Source organism: Virgibacillus necropolis (assembly GCF_044793635.1).
In the GTDB taxonomy this organism is placed as follows: Bacteria; Bacillota; Bacilli; order Bacillales; family Amphibacillaceae; genus Virgibacillus_F; species Virgibacillus_F necropolis_A.
The window spans coordinates 291,509-311,810 of record NZ_CP084992.1 but is presented as its reverse complement, the minus strand read 5'-3'; the positions used below and the strand labels follow the sequence as shown (position 1 = coordinate 311,810).

Annotated in this window: 20 protein-coding genes; 18 read left to right on the top strand and 2 right to left on the bottom strand. The window is 36.0% G+C overall.

Translation table 11 applies throughout. The features are described from left to right. Positions 1-66 precede the first annotated feature (66 nt). From LG329_RS01560 to nth, 15 genes are all read left to right on the top strand, one after another. Positions 67-402 carry a nucleotide pyrophosphohydrolase gene (locus LG329_RS01560; protein ID WP_404452832.1) on the top strand — a complete coding sequence of 112 codons (336 nt, stop codon included), beginning with the start codon at positions 67-69 and terminating at the stop codon, positions 400-402. Between the two features lie 39 nt (positions 403-441). Beyond that, positions 442-864 (top strand): methylglyoxal synthase, encoded by a 423-nt coding sequence (gene mgsA, locus LG329_RS01555; protein WP_404452831.1) that lies wholly within the window; start codon positions 442-444, stop codon positions 862-864. Next, positions 861-1,988, top strand: coding sequence for an N-acetyl-alpha-D-glucosaminyl L-malate synthase BshA (gene bshA, locus LG329_RS01550; RefSeq protein WP_404452830.1), 1,128 nt, complete (start codon positions 861-863; stop codon positions 1,986-1,988). Before mgsA ends, bshA begins: the two co-directional genes overlap by 4 nt. 19 nt (positions 1,989-2,007) lie before the next feature. After that, on the top strand, positions 2,008-3,210 hold the full coding sequence (locus tag LG329_RS01545; RefSeq protein WP_404452829.1) for a CCA tRNA nucleotidyltransferase: 1,203 nt from the start codon (positions 2,008-2,010) through the stop codon (positions 3,208-3,210). Continuing rightward, the gene (locus LG329_RS01540) at positions 3,186-4,193 is read left to right on the top strand and encodes a biotin--[acetyl-CoA-carboxylase] ligase (RefSeq protein WP_404452828.1); all 1,008 of its coding nucleotides are present in this window, start codon (positions 3,186-3,188) and stop codon (positions 4,191-4,193) included. The genes LG329_RS01545 and LG329_RS01540 overlap by 25 nt, the downstream gene beginning before the upstream one ends. Further along, a complete protein-coding gene (gene panB, locus LG329_RS01535; protein WP_404452827.1) occupies positions 4,177-4,992 on the top strand; it encodes a 3-methyl-2-oxobutanoate hydroxymethyltransferase in 816 nt (271 codons plus the stop codon). Before LG329_RS01540 ends, panB begins: the two co-directional genes overlap by 17 nt. Before the next feature lie 70 nt (positions 4,993-5,062). Continuing rightward, positions 5,063-5,935: a pantoate--beta-alanine ligase gene (panC, locus tag LG329_RS01530; protein WP_404452826.1), complete on the top strand. Its 873-nt coding sequence runs from the start codon at positions 5,063-5,065 to the stop codon at positions 5,933-5,935. Between the two features lie 11 nt (positions 5,936-5,946). Further along, a complete protein-coding gene (panD, locus tag LG329_RS01525) occupies positions 5,947-6,330 on the top strand; it encodes an aspartate 1-decarboxylase (RefSeq protein WP_404452825.1) in 384 nt (127 codons plus the stop codon). A 386-nt stretch (positions 6,331-6,716) separates the two neighbouring features. Beyond that, complete coding sequence (gene dinG / locus LG329_RS01520; RefSeq protein WP_404452824.1) at positions 6,717-9,500, top strand: ATP-dependent DNA helicase DinG; 2,784 nt, start codon at positions 6,717-6,719, stop codon at positions 9,498-9,500. A 784-nt stretch (positions 9,501-10,284) separates the two neighbouring features. Further along, complete coding sequence (locus LG329_RS01515; RefSeq protein WP_404452823.1) at positions 10,285-10,455, top strand: YpmA family protein; 171 nt, start codon at positions 10,285-10,287, stop codon at positions 10,453-10,455. Further along, positions 10,421-10,963: a DUF5590 domain-containing protein gene (locus LG329_RS01510; RefSeq protein WP_404452822.1), complete on the top strand. Its 543-nt coding sequence runs from the start codon at positions 10,421-10,423 to the stop codon at positions 10,961-10,963. Before LG329_RS01515 ends, LG329_RS01510 begins: the two co-directional genes overlap by 35 nt. Positions 10,964-10,975: 12 nt before the next feature. After that, positions 10,976-12,157, top strand: coding sequence for a pyridoxal phosphate-dependent aminotransferase (locus LG329_RS01505; protein ID WP_404452821.1), 1,182 nt, complete (start codon positions 10,976-10,978; stop codon positions 12,155-12,157). Positions 12,158-12,178: 21 nt separating this feature from the next. Next, on the top strand, positions 12,179-13,471 hold the full coding sequence (gene asnS, locus LG329_RS01500) for an asparagine--tRNA ligase (protein ID WP_404452820.1): 1,293 nt from the start codon (positions 12,179-12,181) through the stop codon (positions 13,469-13,471). 284 nt (positions 13,472-13,755) lie between these two features. Further along, positions 13,756-14,439 (top strand): DnaD domain-containing protein, encoded by a 684-nt coding sequence (locus tag LG329_RS01495; protein ID WP_404452819.1) that lies wholly within the window; start codon positions 13,756-13,758, stop codon positions 14,437-14,439. A 4-nt stretch (positions 14,440-14,443) separates the two neighbouring features. Continuing rightward, positions 14,444-15,091 carry an endonuclease III gene (gene nth / locus LG329_RS01490; protein ID WP_404452818.1) on the top strand — a complete coding sequence of 216 codons (648 nt, stop codon included), beginning with the start codon at positions 14,444-14,446 and terminating at the stop codon, positions 15,089-15,091. Between the two features lie 66 nt (positions 15,092-15,157). Here nth and LG329_RS01485 read toward each other — a convergent pair whose 3' ends face one another. Then, complete coding sequence (locus LG329_RS01485; protein ID WP_404452817.1) at positions 15,158-17,854, bottom strand: PBP1A family penicillin-binding protein; 2,697 nt, start codon at positions 17,852-17,854, stop codon at positions 15,158-15,160. A gap of 18 nt (positions 17,855-17,872) precedes the next feature. Further along, positions 17,873-18,463 carry a Holliday junction resolvase RecU gene (gene recU, locus LG329_RS01480; protein WP_404452816.1) on the bottom strand — a complete coding sequence of 197 codons (591 nt, stop codon included), beginning with the start codon at positions 18,461-18,463 and terminating at the stop codon, positions 17,873-17,875. Between the two features lie 64 nt (positions 18,464-18,527). Between recU and LG329_RS01475 the strand changes: the two genes are divergently transcribed. The 3 genes from LG329_RS01475 (at position 18,528) to LG329_RS01465 (ending at position 20,284) form a co-directional block, all read left to right on the top strand. Then, positions 18,528-19,484: a DUF2515 family protein gene (locus LG329_RS01475; protein WP_404452815.1), complete on the top strand. Its 957-nt coding sequence runs from the start codon at positions 18,528-18,530 to the stop codon at positions 19,482-19,484. Between the two features lie 122 nt (positions 19,485-19,606). Beyond that, positions 19,607-19,831, top strand: coding sequence for a hypothetical protein (locus LG329_RS01470; RefSeq protein WP_404452814.1), 225 nt, complete (start codon positions 19,607-19,609; stop codon positions 19,829-19,831). 105 nt (positions 19,832-19,936) lie between these two features. Further along, on the top strand, positions 19,937-20,284 hold the full coding sequence (locus LG329_RS01465) for a DUF1798 family protein (protein WP_404452813.1): 348 nt from the start codon (positions 19,937-19,939) through the stop codon (positions 20,282-20,284). Positions 20,285-20,302: the final 18 nt, after the last annotated feature.

The following is a 20,302-nucleotide window of genomic DNA, read 5'->3' as shown; positions in this document are numbered from 1 at the left end:
AATTTGTCAAATTAATGCCTATTAGCTAACATGAAGGGAGTTAATAATTTTTCAGGGGGAATATAGATGGCATCGAATAAAAAAACATATACAACAACTGAAATGCAGCAACGTGTAGATGATTATATTTCACAATTTAAAACAGGTTACTTTTCCCCTTTAGCTCAGATGGCTAGATTAACAGAGGAGCTCGGCGAAATGGCTCGGGAAGTTAACCATTATTATGGAGAGAAACCAAAAAAAGATTCAGAACAGGAGAAAGCCATTGAGGATGAGTTAGGAGATATGTTATTTGTTCTCATTAGTTTTGCCAATTCGCTAGACATTGATTTATCCGATGCATTTAATCGATCGATTAATAAAATAGAGACCCGTGATAAAAATCGTTGGACTAAAAAATAAATAAATGATAATAAATTATTGTAGAGTAGGTGTAGAATCATGAATATTGCATTGATAGCACATGACGAGAAGAAACAAGCAATAATCGGTTTTAGTATTGCTTATAGTCATGTACTCAAGAAGCATTCCGTATTTGCTACGGGTACAACAGGATTATTAATAAATGAAGCAACAAATCTTTCAATCCATAGATTTCAATCTGGACCAAAGGGTGGGGACCAACAAATTGGGGCGATGGTGGCAAATAATGAAATGGATATGGTTATTTTTTTCCGTGATCCATTGACTGCACAGCCACACGAACCAGATGTTAGTGCTTTAATGCGTCTTTGTGATGTCCATCTTATTCCATTAGCAACTAATTTGGCTGCAGGTGAAATATTAATCCGTGCTTTGGAACGTGGGGATTTTCAGTGGAGAGAAGTTGTAAAACAAAATAAACAAAAGGATATAGATAAATGATGAAAATAGGTATAACATGTTATCCAACTGTAGGTGGATCAGGTGTAATTGCAACGGAGCTAGGTATGTTACTTGCCGAACAGGGGAATGAAATTCATTTTATTACATCGAGCCTACCATTTCGCTTAAATCAAGTTAATCCATCAATCTTTTATCATGAAGTGGAACTAAACCATTATCCAGTCTTTCAATATCCTCCTTTTGACTTTGCATTAGCAAATAAAATGGCGGATGTAATCGATCGCGAAAAGCTCGATATTCTTCATGTACATTATGCGATGCCTCATGCCGTTTGTGCGATACTAGCGAGAGATATTGCTAGTCATGACGTTAAAATAGTAACTACTTTACACGGAACGGATATTACAGTATTAGGTATAGATCAAACATTTAAAAAGATGATAAAACATGGAATCGAGCAATCCGATGCAGTAACGGCAGTATCAAAAAGTCTAGTGAATCAAACGAAAGATATGCTCGGTGTAACCAAAAATATCGATGTGGTATATAACTTCGTAAATGAGAATGAATATAAAAAGAAAGAAATATCTTTCATAAAGAAAGAGTATGGAATTAATGAGAACGACAAAGTACTTATACATATTTCAAATTTCCGCAAAGTAAAACGGATCCAGGATGTAATTCATACATTTAAAAAGATTAAACAAAAGGTTGCATCCAAATTGTTACTTGTTGGCGATGGACCTGAATACTCAAACGTATGCCAGTTAGTTGATTCATTAGGACTTAAAGATGACGTATTATTTTTAGGAAAGCAAAAAAACATTAGTGATCTTTTATCCATATCTGATTTAAAATTACTTTTATCGGAAAAAGAGAGTTTCGGTTTAGTGTTACTCGAGGCAATGGCATGTGAAGTTCCATGTATTGGAACAGCTGTTGGCGGTATACCAGAGGTAATCGAACATAACGAAACCGGCTATCTTGTGGATGTAGGTGATACTGACAAAGCTGCTGATTTTGCGCTACAATTATTACAGAATGATGCATTGCTAAAACGATTTTCACAAAATGCACACACACGTGCTAGGGAATACTTTCATTCAGAAAAAATTGTAAAACAATACCAAAATATATACGATCGTGTTTTAACAGGAAACTAAAGAAAAAGTGGTGAACGGAATGCTTGATCAAACATTTCAAGAAGCAGTACATATCATAGATAAACTAGAAGAACACGGGTTTAAAGCCTACTTTGTAGGTGGATGTGTGCGTGACTTTTTATTGAAACGAAAAATTTCTGATATTGATATTGCTACTTCTGCACCACCTGAAGACGTTCAGCGAATGTTTTCAAACGTAATTCCTGTCGGATTAGAGCACGGTACAGTCATTGTTAGACATTTACATAAGTCCTATGAAGTAACAACTTTTCGTATCGATGGAAATTATTCGGATAACCGCCACCCGGACAACGTTGAATTTATTCAAACAATCGATGAAGATCTAAAGCGCAGAGATTTTACCATAAATGCCTTAGCGATGGATAACTCAGGTACCATCATTGATTTGTTTAATGGCATTAAAGATCTTGATCAAAAAGTTATTCGAACAGTTGGTAAAGGTAGCGCGAGATTCCATGAAGATCCGTTGAGAATTATACGTGCGCTTCGTTTTTCAAGTCAACTAGGATTTGTTATTAATCCCAATACATTAAGTGATATGCAAACGATAAGTCCTGAAATTACACAGCTTGCAGTTGAACGCCTGCGTGTTGAAATTACTAAGTTCTTTGGAGGGGCATATATTAACAATGGAATTGAATATTTGAAAAGCACAGAAATATATAAGTACCTTCCTGTTATGATAAACTATCCGTATATAATGTATGAAATTCCAATAAAGGTCAGCCCACTAGGAGGGTTTTCAGAGGTTGTAGTTTTTTTTCATTATTTAGAACCATCCGTTTCTATCAAGGAATGGTTTGATGCATGGAAGTGTTCCAACCAGGAAAAACGGGATGTTAAGCAGTTAATAACTTCAATAGATTATTATCTAGAGCATGGACTTAATAAATGGTTTGTCTATTGTTTAAGCGCATCATACTTTGATGCATTCGTACGTTTGATTAATGTGCTATACCCAAACCACCGTCTCACTAAAAATGAGGTGATCTCCATTCATGATTCACTTGTCATCCATTCTAGGGAGGAATTGCAAGTGAACGGGCATGACCTTATTTCTTTATTTCCAAACAAACGTAGAGGTCCCTGGATGCAAGAAATCTTAAATGACATAGAAAAACATGTGGTACTAAACCATGTGCCCAATAAAAATAATGAATTAAAGGATTGGATAAAATGGAATCCACCCGCAACAAATTAATCAAATTATTAGCTGAAAATGATTCCAATTATATTTCCGGACAGCAGCTGTCTGATGACCTGCAAATATCACGTGCGGCCATTTGGAAGCATATGAAAAAATTGGAAGAAGACGGTTATAAGATTGAAGGCAAAACAAAAAAAGGCTACAGAATTATTGAGTATCCGGCTAAAACTAGCGAGAATACCCTTCAATGGGGACTGCAAACAAATTGGCTAGGAAAAAAAATTATTCACAAGACATCCGCAACATCGACACAACATTTAGCCCATAAATTAGCAAGTGAAAACGCACCACATGGAACGGTTGTAATTGCTGATGAACAAACAGAAGGCAAGGGAAGAATGAATCGCTCTTGGTATTCCAGTAAAAATAAAGGCATTTGGATGAGTATCATTCTAAGACCAGAGATTCTTCCTTACTTAGCACCACAATTAACCCTTTTAACAGCTACTGTAATCGCGGATGTTTTTGACAAGCAATTAGGGGTTACCCCCCAAATAAAATGGCCAAACGATTTGTTGATTAATCAACAAAAGGCAGCGGGTATTTTAACTGAAATGCAGGCAGAACAAGATCAAATTCAATATATTGTGATTGGAATCGGGATTAACGTTAATCATTCAATCCACGATATTCCAGAGGAACTAAGTGAAAAAGCAACATCACTACATATAGCGTCTAACCAGGAAAGATCGATTAAGGATTTAATACAACAAATACTGCAATCAATTGAACCAGCTTATGACCACTATATAATGAACGGGTTTTCAGATGCTAAGAAAAAGTGGGAAAGCTATGGTTTTAAAATAGGTCAAGAGATTAAAATAAACACCATGAAAAAGTCTTGGATTGCTAGGTTTAATGGGATTGCAAGTGATGGTGCATTATTAATAGAAAATGATGACGGGCAGATCCAAAAAATGTATTCTGCCGAAATTGATTGGTTTGGAGGAGAAGAAAAAAATGAAAACAAGAATTGACCTTCAGCTTATGAAACAGGAAAAGAAAAAAATGACGATGTTAACCGCATATGATTATCCGGCAGCAAAGTTAGCTGAAGAAGCTGGGATGGACATGCTGTTAGTTGGGGACTCTCTGGGTATGGTTGTTTTGGGATATGATTCAACTGTTAAAGTAACTGTAAATGATATGATTCATCATGCAAAAGCAGTTAAACGTGGTGCTCCTAATACATTTATGGTTGTGGATATGCCATTCATGTCCTATCATATTTCATTAGAAGAATCTCTTTTACATGCACGTAATATCTTTCAAGAAACAGATGCACAGGCATTAAAAATTGAAGGTGCTACAACAGAATTATTAACCTTAACCAAACGTTTAACGGAAGCTGGTATACCGGTGGTAGCCCATTTAGGTTTAACTCCACAGTCCGTAAATGTTTTAGGTGGATATAAAGTACAAGGAAAAGACAAAAAAACGGCCGACAAATTAGTTGAAGACGCAAAGCAGTTAGAAGCAAACGGTGCTATTGCATTAGTGTTGGAATGTGTACCGATGGAGCTTGCAAAAACAGTCACAGACGCGTTATCAATTCCAACAATCGGCATTGGTGCAGGGGTAAATTGTGATGGACAAGTATTGGTTTATCATGATATTTTAAAATATGGTGTGGATCGTTTGCCGAAATTTGTTAAACCATATGTGGATTTAAATGTTGCCATAAAACAAGCAATTGAATCGTATCGTGAAGAGGTTGTTGGTCAAACATTTCCAACTGAGAAGCATAGCTTTATTTCACAGATAAGGGATGTATAAACGTTTTATAAAGACGAGGCGAATGCTGAGTTTTTATAAAAAGATATAGACAAAAAAGAAGGTAGAAAAAATGAAGATTATTCGTACGGTTCATGAAATGCAGGAAACAGCATTATCATTGCTAACTGATAATAAAACAATTGGTTTTGTTCCTACTATGGGTTTTTTTCACGAAGGTCATCTAGCGTTAATGGAACAAGCTAAAAAAGACAATGATATAGTGGTTAGCAGTATTTTTGTAAATCCATTACAGTTTGGTCCAAGTGAGGATTATGAACAATACCCCAGGGATGAAGAAAAAGACATTATTCACGCGGAAGAAACAGGTGCTGATGTCCTGTTTATCCCTGATACACAGGACATGTATCCAAGAAAAATGGTAATAACTTTGGATGTAACCGATCGTGTTAATGTAATGTGTGGGAGGTCACGTCCCGGACATTTTCAAGGAGTAGTAACTGTATTAGCAAAACTGTTTCATATAATACAGCCGACTAAAACCTATTTTGGCAGGAAAGATGCCCAACAAGTAGCTGTTGTTGATGCACTTATTGAGGATTTAAATTTTCCTATGGAGCTCATTGCATTACCAACTATTCGGGAGCAAGATGGATTGGCAAAAAGCAGCCGAAATGTTAATCTTCGTCAGGAGGAACGCGAGGAAGCCCCGTGGATCTATAAAGCTTTGGAAAATGGAAGACAACTAGTAGTTGACGGTGAGAAAAATCCTGATATAGTTGTAAAAGAGGTTCTGGATACGATTAATTGTTATACAAGTGGTAAAATAGATTATGTAGAATTATTAAGTTATCCGGATTTACAGCCAGTTTCTGTGATTGAACAACAAGTAATCTTAGCAACCGCTGTTTATTTTGAGGGAGCAAGATTAATTGATAATCTGTTGTTTGATAAGAATGGTGAAATAGCTAAACGTTTGAAGTAGGGGGAAATCGTATGTTTCGCACCATGATGAAAGCCAAAATTCATCGTGCACGAGTAACGGAGGCTAATTTAAATTATGTTGGTAGTGTGACAATCGACCAGGATATTATTGATAAAGTGGGAATTTTGCCACACGAAAAAGTACAAATCGTTAATAATAATAATGGTGCTCGTTTAGAGACTTATGTCATTCCAGGCGAGCGTGGTTCAGGTGTTGTTTGTTTGAATGGAGCGGCAGCAAGACTAGTTCAAACAGGTGATACAGTAATAATTGTTAGCTACGCACTACTATCTGATGAAGAGTTAATCTCATTTAAACCTAAAGTTGCATTAATGAATGAAGATAATAAAATTGAACAAGTAATTGAACAAGAACCACCACTTACGGAAATGTAAAGGTTTTGAATAAAGCGAAACTTCATTTAGTGTGGTTTTCTTTTTCTACACACTGAATATTAGTTGAACTAACATTAGCTTGCACGGGTTAAAGGTGGGTTTTATACCCCTAAAACTGCGGTGAATGGAGAAAAACTCTTATCATATTCGAATGATAAGAGTTTTTCATATATAATGAAAAGTGGAAGCGCCCGTTAATTGCCGTATGACCTGGATGGCTCCGTATGAAATAAAGGAAACACGAAGAGCGGAGCGATTCGATGTTGACTTATTGTAAGGAGGAGAAGGAAGGGCACTAGGCAATGGGCGCTGGAGCTAGATAATGAAAAGTGGAAGCGCCCGAGTTAATAAATTTTGTTTAATGTGTAAGTGACTGAGGTGGAGTAATGAATAGGTATGTTGTAATTGATCTTGAAACGACAGGTCATTCACCAACAAATAATGATAAAATTATTGAAGTAGGAATTGTTATTATTGAAGATGATAAAATTATAGGGGAATATGGTACATTTCTAAATCCAGATAAATCTATTCCAGCATTCATTTCAAATTTAACAGGAATTACGGATGAAGATGTTAAAGATGCACCGAGCTTTTCAGAAAAGGCAGATGAAATCGTGGCATTTTTTGAGGATAGTTATCTAATTGCGCATAATGTTCCCTTTGATCTAGGCTTCTTAAATGCTGAACTTATTAAAAATAATAAAAAGCCATTAAAAAACCCAGTAATTGATACGGTTGAACTCGCACGGATTCTGTTTCCTCAAGCACCAAGCTATAAACTTGGCCAGCTTGCTGAATATACCGATATACAACATACTGATCCTCATCGGGCAATTTCTGATGCATATGTAACTGCTTCATTATTTTTAAATTTAAAGCAAAAGCTTGCATCATTACCATATGAGACAATTGACCATTTACTACGATTAGAAAAAAAGCTGAAATCAGATCTGTATGAACTTCTTTTCACAAGGAGAGAGGCACAAGCATTCTCAATGGAAGAACAATCAGATATTACCTCCTATAAAGGATTGGCCTTTAAAAAAGCAAACGAAAAACAAGTCGAAAAACTACGAGTTCAATCTTCGTTTGGAGAGTATTTGGATTCGATTTATGAACTAAATGGATCAATGGATAACTTGATGGATCATTATGAGAAACGAATCGGGCAAAGGGAAATGTCTGAGGAGATATATGATGCCTTTCAAGGGAAAAAGCATGCGTTAATCGAGGCAGAAACAGGAACGGGAAAATCATTAGCCTACTTAATCCCGGCGGTATATGAATCAGTTTCATCGAAAAAACGAATTGTGATAAGTACATATACGACACAACTACAATCTCAGCTGTTGGATAATGAGATTCCATTAGTAAAAAAGCTCATTCCGTTTGATTTTAAAACAGCGTTATTAAAGGGAAGGCAGCATTATATTAGCCTTGAGAAATTTGAAAAAGAACTAGTTGATGGTACGAACGATAATTATGATATTACCTTAACAAAAGCAATGATTCTTGTTTGGTTAACCGAAACGGTAAATGGAGATTTTGAGGAAATTCAATTACCGTCCAAGGGGTTTATGTTTAATAAACGAATTTCCGCTGAAACGGAAGGAGTATATGATCAAACATCACCATGGTCAAAAAATTCCTTTTATCAAAAAGCACGTAAAAATGCGCAGCAAGCCGATATTATTATTACAAATCATGCATTGCTTTGTACGGATATGTCTAATGATTTCCAATTTATTCCCTCTTATCAAAAAGCAATTGTAGATGAGGCGCATCACTTAGAAGAAACAGTGTCAAAACATTATGGACTCAAACTGGATTATACTAATTTTCAATACACATTAAACAACATCGGTGCAACTGATGATGGGAATTGGCTAGCACGAATTATAGGTAATAATGATATCGATATACCAGAATGGAATGAAACATTCGCGTTAACTAAGTATGAAATAGACGACTTATTTCGCATGCTTTTTCAATTTGTGACAGATCAGAATCGCAGTCAAAGAGCGGTGAGTGATGTTGGGCGAATTCAATATCGCTTTGACAAAGACAAAGAGACTACTAGGGATTGGCAAACCATTAAAGAAATGGCGACAAGGTTGACCTTTTACCTTCGTGATCTTATTCACTTGCTTACCTATACGGAACAGCAACTATTAAAAATTGATGCATTAGACAGATCAACTCAAGACGATTTTTTAGTAACCATTATGGCATTGCAATCGTATATTGATCGAGTCGAACATTTATTTTTGATTGATGATCATGCACAACATGTAAAGTGGATTGAAATTGAAGCGTATGGTGCAAAAAACGCTGCATTTTTGTATAGTGAACCAATTGAAGTTTCTAATTTATTAGCTAAAGACCTATTTCGTGAAAAAGAAAGCATTGTTCTAACGAGCGCAACATTAACAATGAAACAATCCTTTTCATTTATTAAAAAACGGTTGGGAATACCGGAAGACCGTCTACTAACAAATAAAATTAAATCACCATTTTCTTATCATGATCAAGTACAACTTTTGGTTCCAAATGATTTTCCTGATGTAAAGGGTAATAATGTTGATGACTTTATTTATTCTACCTGCGAAGCAATCTTGTCATTAGCTGAGATTACGAAAGGACGCATGTTAGTCCTATTTACATCTTACGACATGTTAAAACGTTCTTATTATTTATTAAAAGAAATACTAGATACACAATATATGTTAATTGCTCAAGGTATCTCCAGTGGTAGTCGTTCCAGGTTAAAGAAAAATTTTATCAACTTTGATAAAGCCATTTTATTGGGAACGAGCTCTTTTTGGGAGGGCGTGGATATTCCCGGAGAAGATCTTTCTTGTTTAGTGATTGTCAGGCTTCCTTTTCAGCCACCGAATCACCCTGTATATGAAGCCAAGTCAAACTATTTAAAAGAGCACGGGAAAAATGCCTTTTTTGAATTGTCACTACCCAATGCTGTCATTCGTTTCAAACAAGGGTTTGGCCGACTGATTCGATCATCAAATGATAGAGGAATTGTATTCGTATGCGATGCACGGATGATGAAAGCGCGATATAGCAAATATTTTACAGAATCAATTCCAGATATACCGACAAGTTATACCTCGACACATGAGCTCATGGATAAAGCGAATGAATGGTTTTAAAAATAGGCTGTATTCCAAAAGATTGTTGCTTTTAAGAGAATAGATATAAACTGTGTCATAGCATACCGCTCCGGAAATACACTACGCTAACATAGTGACTGGAAGCAGTGCTATATGGCTTCTTTCACCTATGGCAGTTGATTGGAGCGGAGGACAGTTGACTCCTGCGGGAACAGAACGAGTCTGAAGACCCCGCAGCGGTGGTCTTCGAGGCTACTGAAAAAGTTAAAGTATAGTACTAAATATGTGGATCCACCATCGCATATTCGAATATACTTCGCGCACCTTAGGGCGAGTGTCAAGCCTCCTCGGACTGCCGTCCTGCGGGGTCTCGCCGACCTCTTGCTTCCCGCAGGAGTCTCCGTATATTCGAAATGCTAAGTTAAGCTGTAAAGTTAAATTTTTAAAATCCACCACTTTTTCAGTGGCCTTGTGGTCTTCCGCGAGGAGGCTGAAGCCGTGCCCGCGGAAAGCAACTGTCCGCATCGGAAATCAACCAGCAGTTACGTCGCAATATATATCAACTATGAAGATGAAAAGCAACAATGCATACGAAAAGAGCCTAAAAATAAAAAAAAGACTGATGTACAATTTTGTACATCAGTGAAAAAGATTGGGTTAGGATAATTATTTTGTTGAAAAATACAACAAACGGAACTAAATGCTTGTTATAATAAATGGTGAATGTTTTTCAAGCGGTATTTATAGTATGCTCAGGAGCAAAGCGTAAAATGTGTAGAAAAAATTGATAAAACAAGAAGGATTTATAATCGGAGGGAAATTGATGGATAAAAAATACGAAACACTTTCTACCGTAAAGATTGCCTATTCATCAGATTTATACAAAATTGTTGATACACTAAATAGAACTTTAAAGGAAGATGATCTAATGTTTGGATTAGCATTAGATGAAAAGAATAATGCGCAAGCAAAATTCACGATATACCGTACATAATAATAGGCCTAATTGGTTAAGGTGGGGAATAATTGGTCTTATTTTTGTGCTTATTTCTTGTTTTATTTATCTTTTTTTCTTATATAGTGATATTCAACAAAGTAGAACAGCAAATTATCAAGAAACAAAAAAAGAAGTATTGGACAAAACAAATGTGTCACAAATTGAAAATGTTACAAAATATAATGGAGAACATCAATTTCATGTTATTTTTGGTACAACAAAAAGTGGTGATGATAAAATTATTTTTGTCCCACTGGATAAAAAAAGCAATAAACCAACCGTTATTGATGGGTCAAAAATTATTACCAAGCAACAAATTAAGGATCAATGGGAACAGCAATGTCAAAACTGTGAATTAATAGATATTACCCCTGCGATGGAAAACAATAAACCGTTATGGGAAGTTACCTATGTAGATGATTCAGACCGCTATATTTTTGATTATTTATCAATATATGATGGAACACGTGTACAAAAATACCGACTTAAATCAATTTTTCATTAGAAAGGTGATAAAATGGAATTAGCAAATAGGGTAAAAACTTTGACACCATCGTCAACACTTGCAATAACCGCAAAAGCAAAAAGTTTGAAAGAAGAAGGTCATGATGTAATCGCGTTAGGTGCTGGTGAACCAGATTTTAATACACCACAGTACATTATTGAAGCTACTAAAGCGGCAATGGAAAATGGAATGACTAAATATACACCATCTGGTGGTATATTGAAGTTACGTGAAGCAATTTGCGCTAAATTTAATAATGACAATAATCTAAGCTATCAACCAGATGAGATTATTGTCACTACAGGTGCAAAACATGCATTGTACACGTTGTTCCAGGTATTAATAAATCCTGGTGATGAAGTAATTGTTCCTGCACCATATTGGGTGAGTTATCCAGAACAAATTAAACTTGCTGGAGGTAATCCGGTTATTGTCAAGGCAGCAGAGGAAAGTAGCTTCAAATTAACACCTGAACAATTGGAAGCTGAAATTACAGAGAATACAAAAGCAATCATCATTAATTCCCCAAGTAATCCTACAGGAATGATGTATGACGCAAATGAATTAAAAGCTTTAGGTGAAATTTGTGTAAAACATAATATTTTTATCATTTCAGATGAAATTTACGAGAAATTGATTTATACAGAGGATAAGCATGTTTCTATTGCACAAATTTCCGAGCAATTACAAAAGCAAACCATTATCATTAATGGAGTATCAAAATCACATGCTATGACAGGATGGCGTATAGGGTATGCTGCAGGCGATAAAACAATTATTAAGGCAATGACAAACCTCGCCTCACATTCTACGTCTAATCCTACCTCTATTGCACAATTTGCAGCACTTGCTGCTTATGAATCATTGGAGGATCCAATCACAGAGATGAAGCAGGCATTCAAAGAACGTCTTGATACATTTTACGATTTAATTGTTGACATCCCTGGAATTACTTGTGAAAAGCCAAAAGGTGCTTTTTACCTTTTTCCAAATGTTGAAGAAGCAGTAAAGCGTAATGGATTTGAATCTGCTGATGCTTGGGTAACTGCTTTACTTGAAGAAGAGAAGGTAGCACTTGTTCCAGGATCGGGATTTGGTTCACCAGGTAATGTACGATTATCTTATGCAACCTCAATCGATTTACTTACAGAAGCAGCAAAACGAATCAAACGATTTGTTATCAACCATCAATAATAGCAATACGGAGGGATTTAATTGAAAATCACGATATCACAATCACCAAAAAATGAAGAACAAACGGTTACTATAGGAGCATGGCTTGCTAATAAACGCTCAAGCGGTAAAATAGCTTTTCTACAACTACGAGATGGAACTGGATTTATGCAAGCAGTAGTTGCGAAGAGCGATGTATCAGAAGAAACATTTCAATTAGCAAAAAATATGACACAAGAGACTTCGATGTACATAACTGGTAAAATCGTTGAAGATACAAGATCACCATTTGGGTATGAAATGCAGGTAAGCGATATCGAATTAATTCACGAAGCAACTGATTATCCAATCACGCCAAAAGAACACGGCACGGAATTTTTAATGGATCATCGTCATTTATGGCTTCGTTCGAAACGCCAACATGCTGTGATGAAAATTCGGAATGAAATAATTCGCGCAACATATGAATTTTTCAATGAAAATGAGTATGTGAAAATAGATCCACCTATCTTAACTGGATCTTCAGCAGAGGGTACTACGGAATTATTCCACACGAAGTATTTTGAAGAGGAAGCCTATTTATCTCAAAGCGGACAGTTATATATGGAAGCTGCAGCAATGGCTTTTGGTAAAGTATTCTCATTTGGCCCAACGTTCAGGGCTGAAAAATCAAAAACAAGAAGACATTTAATCGAATTTTGGATGATTGAACCTGAAATGTCTTTCGTAGATCACGAAGAAAGTCTAGAAATTCAGGAACAATATGTCAGCTTCGTCGCACAGTCTGTACTATCAAATTGTAAACTTGAATTAGATATATTAGAACGTGACACAACAAAACTTGAAATGATTAAAGCTCCATTTCCTCGAATTTCGTATGATGATGCCATTACGTTATTAAAAGATAAAGGCTTTGATGATATCGAATGGGGTGAAGATTTCGGATCTCCACATGAGACCGCAATTGCTGAGCATTTTGATAAACCAGTATTTATCACGAATTATCCTGCAGAGATAAAGGCGTTTTACATGAAACCAGTGCCAGGACGACCTGAAGTTGTATTATGTGCAGATTTAATTGCACCTGAAGGGTACGGGGAAATTATCGGTGGATCACAACGAATCGATGATTTGGAATTAATGACAAAACGGTATGAAGAGCATGGGCTAACAAGTGAAGCATATAAATGGTATTTGGAATTACGTAAATATGGAAGTGTACCACACTCAGGATTTGGTTTGGGGCTAGAGCGAACTGTGGCATGGTTATCCGGAGTGGATCATGTAAGGGAAACAATTCCATTCCCACGATTATTGAACCGACTATATCCATAAACGAAAGCTCAAATGCTTTAAACAGCCTCGACACATTTAATGCAAATTCTTTATCACAATGGTTTGACTTAAAGATCTCGAGAGGAGATGTTGGAGCCAGACACATAATACGTATGAAAAAATCCCTTGTCAGTTCTTTTACAAGGGGTTTTTTACACGTAAGGAAAGTATTTTAGGAGACGCCAGTATAACATCAGCTATTAATGACTAGGCGACTACCGGGTTTTTCTAAAGCTTTTCAGAGAAGTATTCGTGCTATACTAGTAATGAGGTGTAAATTAATTATGACTAAATCTGTTCAATATCAAAACCTGTTAATTGACCAATTAACGATTCCGATAAAATTACTAACGACGTATAAATCTCTTGGTTTGGATGAAACGGATGCAATGCTGATTTTGCAATTACATCGATTTTTATATGAGAAAAATGAGTTTCCTACACCATATGAATTAGCTTTGACATTAACATTAAGTGAACAAGATTGTGCCAAAGCATTAAGAAAGCTAATTCAAAAAGATTACTTATCCATTCAACAAAAACAAAACGATGAAGATAGGGTATCTGAAGTGTATTCATTAGATCCACTTTGGAATAAAATTTTCAACCAAACGGAACAAAAGCAAAAGTCTGAATTAGAAGATGGGACATTGTTTATTTTGTTCGAACAAGAGTTTGGACGACCTATTTCTCCGTTTGAAATAGAAACAATTAACGTGTGGTTAGATGAAGATAAGCTGGAGCCATCACTAATAAAAGCCGCATTACGAGAGTCTGTATTGATGGGTAAATTAAATTTTAAATATATAGATCGAATCCTTCGCGAGTGGAAAAGGAAGGGCATTTTAACAGTTGAACAAGCAAGGGAATCAAGTAAGAACTTCCACAAAAAGCAAACAACACCTAGCAAAAACACGGAAAAAAGAGATACATCATTTTATTATAATTGGTTAGAAGAGGAGGACTAGAACCTTGTTAACTAAAGCGCAGGTAAGGTACTCCTTGGATGAAATAACAAAAATGTTTCCTGATGCGGAATGTGAACTTATTCATAAAAACCCGTTTGAGTTAGTAATTGCCGTTTTGCTTTCGGCCCAATGCACAGATGTTCTTGTCAACAAAGTCACCAAATCCCTTTTTCAAAAATATAAAACACCTGAGGATTATTTGGCGGTCCCATTAGATGAGCTGCAACAGGATATCCGATCTATTGGATTATATCGGAATAAAGCTAAGAACATTCAAAAGTTGTGTAGATCTTTACTAGACGAGTACAGTGGGGAAGTTCCAAATACGAAGTCGGAATTAGTAAAATTAGCGGGTGTAGGGCGCAAGACTGCAAATGTAGTTGCTTCAGTAGCATTCGGAGAACCTGCAATAGCAGTAGACACGCATGTGGAACGTGTTTCGAAACGATTAGGAATTTGCCGCTGGAAGGATTCTGTGACGCAAGTTGAAGAAACGCTGATGAAAAAGGTTCCAAAAGAAGAGTGGACTGCAACCCACCACCGGTTAATTTTCTTTGGTAGATATCATTGCAAAGCTAAAAATCCAAATTGTCCGGAATGTCCTTTATTGGATATATGTAGGGAAGGGCAAAAAAGAATGAAAAAACGTTAAAAAATAAGATCACTCATTTAATTGAGTGATCTTATTTTTTGTATTTTAGTTTTCTAGTTATTCTTCTTACGGTTGTGGTTCATTTTCTCCTTCAGGGTCAGCTTCCGTTTGTTCCCCAGGTGGAACTTGTGCTGATGTTGTTGCAGGATCACTTTTATTACCAGCCTCATCAATTGTTACAACTGATATCGTGTACGATTGACCTGGCTGAACACCAGCGCCCTCGATAACAAGACCATTTGATTGAACTTGTTGTGTCTGAGGTGATCCACCACTAGGAGTAACCGTTACCTCAAAGGCGGAAAATGGTTTGTTATATTGCCAAGAAACGTTAATTACATTTCCTCTTTTATCATATTTTGCTCTTAGTCCTTTTACAGGCTCTGCGGCCGCTTTTTCATCCTGGTTGCCGTCTTCTCCGCCTTCATTTTCTTCTTCGCCTTCTTCATCATCTTCTTTTTTATCACCGGGCACTTTAACACCGGTAGTTTTAGCTTCACTAGTGTTTGCAGAATCACCCTTGCTCACTGCAATAACTTGAATTTCATATTCTGATCCTGGTTCAACATTCGAAATTTCTAGTGACTTTTCTTCTGTAGAGGAGAGCTCTTGCATCGATCCACCGTCAACACTAGCACTTACTTGGAATTCTACATCATTTGAATCGTAACCCCAATTGACTTGAATGGATTGTGAATCTTTATCATATTTTGCTTTAAGACCACTAACTGGATCAAGTTCATCGTACCTTTCAGACGTTTTAGTTGGCGTATTACCTTTAACAAAAAGTCCTGTTACAATTTCTGACTCTGGTGTATAGTCACTTGGTAACTTAGCCGGTCTTGAACCTTCCTCGACAGCCACTTCTACTACTGAATCAGGTTTTTGGAAATCGGCTGTTTCTTTGTCTTTCGATAATTCCATCATCGTGTATTTGAATAATGCATGTGGAATCTGTGTACTTTCTAATGTTCTTTCGTTTTTGTTATACCCAGTCCAAACCGAGATTGTATAATTTGTTGTATATCCACTAAACCATGAATTATTAGCACGATCTTTTCCTACTACATTTGTTGTTCCCGTTTTACCAGCAACTGGTAGGCCTGGAATGTCGGCATTTTTACCGGTTCCTTCTGAAATAGCTGTTTTTAACATATCAGTTACCATATATGCCGTATAATCGGACATCACTGCCTCAGGTTCTGGTTTAGTATCCACTTCTTTTCCATCAGGGAATACAACTTTTGTTACGGAATATGGTTCATTGTAGATACCTTCGTTTGCAAATGCGCGGTAAGCTCCAGCTAGTTCTAGTGGAGAAGTACTTGTATCTGAACCACCTATTGCATCCCGAATCCCCATGCTATCAATCTCATAGCCTAAACTTTCGGCAAATGGCTTAGCTTTATCATAGCCAACTTCCTCTAGCGTTTTTGCAGCTGGAACGTTTAATGATTCCGCAAGCGCTTTGCGAATTGATATCCACCCTTGATATTCTCTATTCCAGTTTCTGATTGGGCTTGTTCCCTTTACTTCATATGGTTTGTCATCGTTAATCTGATGATAAGTGGACCATTTCAAGTGTTCAATGGCCGGTCCGTATACTGTGACTGGTTTTATAGTAGAACCAGGTTGACGATTAATATCAAGTGCATAGTTGTAACCGTCATTTTCCAGACTGGACCTACTACCACCAATCGCGCGAATAGCTCCACTTTGAGTATCCAGTACTACCATACCAGCTTGCATTTCCTCATCATAGTATGGAATAGGGTTATTTTCATCACTAGACATTAAATGTTCTACATGTTCTTGCGCATCCGTATCAATAGTTGTATAAACTTTAAGTCCATCTGTATAAATATCAGCGCCATCTACTTTTGCTGCAACTTCTTTTCTCACTTTTTGCATGAATGCTGCATAGGAAGATTTATCAGGTTCTGATTCCTTTAATAGGGAAGGGATGTCTACTTGTTTCGCTTTCTCCGCTTCCTTTTCCGAAATTTTGCCATGCATAACCATAAGATTCAATACTGTTTCCATTCTACCCTTCATTAATTCAGGACTTTCAAAAGGGTTATAAGCAGATGGTCGTTGTGGTAAGCCTGCTAAAATTGCTGCTTGAGGCAATGTAAGTTTACTTAGGTCAGTAATCCCAAAGTATGTCTCTGCAGCTTTTGCTACGCCATAAGCACCACTTCCGTAATAAACTCTATTTAAATACATTTCCAAGATTTCTTTTTTAGAGTATTTTTGTTCTAACTTTAACGCTAACCATTGTTCCTGTACTTTAATACTAATTTTTTTCTCGTGTGATAAAAAGGCTTTTTCTACAACCTGTTGTGTGATTGTACTTGCGCCCTCGGAACCAAATCCTTCGGTGATATTTGCAATTATTGCACCACCGATTCTCCAGATATCGATTCCTGGATGTTCAAAAAAGCGGGAATCCTCTGTTGCGATAACAGCATCTATTAGAACAGGTGGTAAATCGCTGTAACTGATTTTAGTTCGTTGCTTGTTCCCTAACTCCGCTATTAATTCTCCATCTTTATCATATATTTGAGATGAGAATGGGGTGGAGAGTTTTTCTGCATCAATTTCAGGTGCGGTGGCAATATAATAAGTAAATAGTGCACCTACACCAATGATCATTGCTAGCATTAGAATACTCGCTATTAATAATATGCGTTTCCATAATGGTTTCTTTTGTGATTTCTTTTGTTTGCGTCTTGCTGTTCGAGATTGGCTATCTTGTGCCATTCTACATCTGCCTCCGTTCTAAAAATAAAGCTTATCAATAATTGCTAAATAGTCAATTCTCTTTTGATAATGAAAAGGGATTAGATATCCGTCGTTTTTAATATCCTGATAAGGGATGGATTTTCTTTCACCATTTAATTTGTCGTCCCAATAAGGAAAAAGTTTCTCAAGCGGAAAAAGATACGTTTCATCAAATTGGGAAAATCGAATAAGTAAAAAGGAAATCCCACCATGCTTCTCCACAGCACGCATGTGATTAAGCTGATGATCATGTATGTTTGCCAATGGAAATCGTGTTTTGTTTTTGGTTTCTTTTGCTTCAAAATCAATATGTTTTCCCCGATATACACCATTGTAATCGGTTGTTGATGCCTGTTTGAAATACCCTTCAGTGATTACTGCAGCACTTCGTCTTGGATAATTAACTTTTACAATTTGTACTGGTGTAGGTTTTTTATGAATAACAGCAATATTTGAATCTAAATAGAAGGAATTCGTTATATTAATATCATCTTCTAATGTCATTCCTCGATTACTGTATGCATTATCTGAGTTAGTCACTGCACTTGATCTTGTACTTGCATGTTTTTTTCCATTAGGGTAATTCATCGCTTTCCCCCCTAACATATTTAAGTATCATAACAGAAAAATGATTGTGAGAGTAGGTACAAGTATGTACATAACTTTTAAAAAAGAAGACTATCTACATTATATTATAAAACAAACAAAAACACATAATATCGATAATATTACCCGAACACATGCATATCAAAACTTTTACTTTCGTTTCCCGGAAATAAAATGGGCATTTGTAGCTAGTATTGTTTCACGGAACGCTGGTTGGAATATGACAGATCTTGAATTGGGACCGTATCGAAAACTTCTAGGTAAAACTGAACGAACCCGATTATTTATGACATACGAGCGTGCAAATTGGCTGATTTTTTCAGATGCATATCCTCAATTATTAACCTACAAGCTGTCCTGTAAACTAAATAAGCCAATGTTTCATTTACTTTCTGATTTACATGTGTCCAACTATATGAAAGAAGAATGGAAATATTTTTGGAAATACCATGATAAAGAACGGTTAATGACTGCTTTAATTATTAATGAACAAAATATCATCCATGAACCAGTTTTGAAACAATCTTTTTTTCGTTTTCATGTATTTGATAAATTACCTTATCGATTACAAAATTTGTTATACATGAATGCTGTGATATTACCTTCTAAAACATTGCCTCTGTATGGGGCTTATGTTCATAACTTCACGAACCTCTCCAATCGTATAGCATTAGGGAAGCATCTAGCAACTACTATTTATAGTCCAACGTATTATTCAAAATTAGTTGACTTTACAATTAGTGAAAGTCACACAGGTTCTAGATGGGATTATGAAAAATATTTGAATTTCCCTTTTCCTGAAAGTCCAGCACTTCAAAAGATTTATCCACCTATCACACATCAAGACATTATTCGAAATGACTGGTATAAATGGAGGGGTATCAAAAAGAAATGGACTGATCACACTAAGTCAAGTTTAAAAACAAATATAGGTGAATCCTTCTATAGAAAAAGAACAATTTTATTTACCTATGTATCTGTAAAAGAAACGTTATTGCATTAAATAATTTGTCTAATAACTTCTTTAATGTACTAAATGCCACTAGTTTTGTCGAACACAAAGGTGCTGCATGTTTGATGGCGAACAATATGTTATAAGAGTATGGGAAAGGGAGGATAAATAATATGGGTGTAGTACGAAAGGAAATTAATATTGTTGGTGACGGTCTGAATCAAAAGGGGACAATTGATTCACTTCAGCATATTTATGATCAGCTACAAATGATTGATCATGTTCTAGATCTACAAGTTGACCATGCTATCCTTGATACTTTTCAACGTCATAATAAACAGATAAATGAAGCAATGAAAGAAAAAAGTCGCATGGTTTGTTCGCTTCACGACCGATAAGTTTTAATCATATTTATCAGGCTGCTTGTGTTTTTCTTAATAGGAATCTTGTTAATTTAATGATAAAGTAGGAGGTGATAGGTAAGAAAGGTGCGTAATACAAGAATGGATATCAAAGAACAAACGATAGAGTTGAAAAAACAACTTCAAATGCTAAAGGATAATTATGAAGAAAATGATCCGCCAGAAAATAAAAAAGATATGACGTTCTTCACATATGTAAAAAATAAGACAGAACCTATTTATACAATGCTAGAAACGTGGGAAACGGATGCGCTGGAAATTGTAAAACAAAGAAAAGTGGATGTTCATCCCCACCAGATCACATCAACCAGAGAAAACATGGAATTGTTACTAATGCATAGTTTTTATATTGATGCTAAACGTAAACGTTACATGGAATTAAATCATTCCGTTCTCTATATTTTTGATCAATTACTACGTGATTTGTAATAGAACGAGAACCTTCTT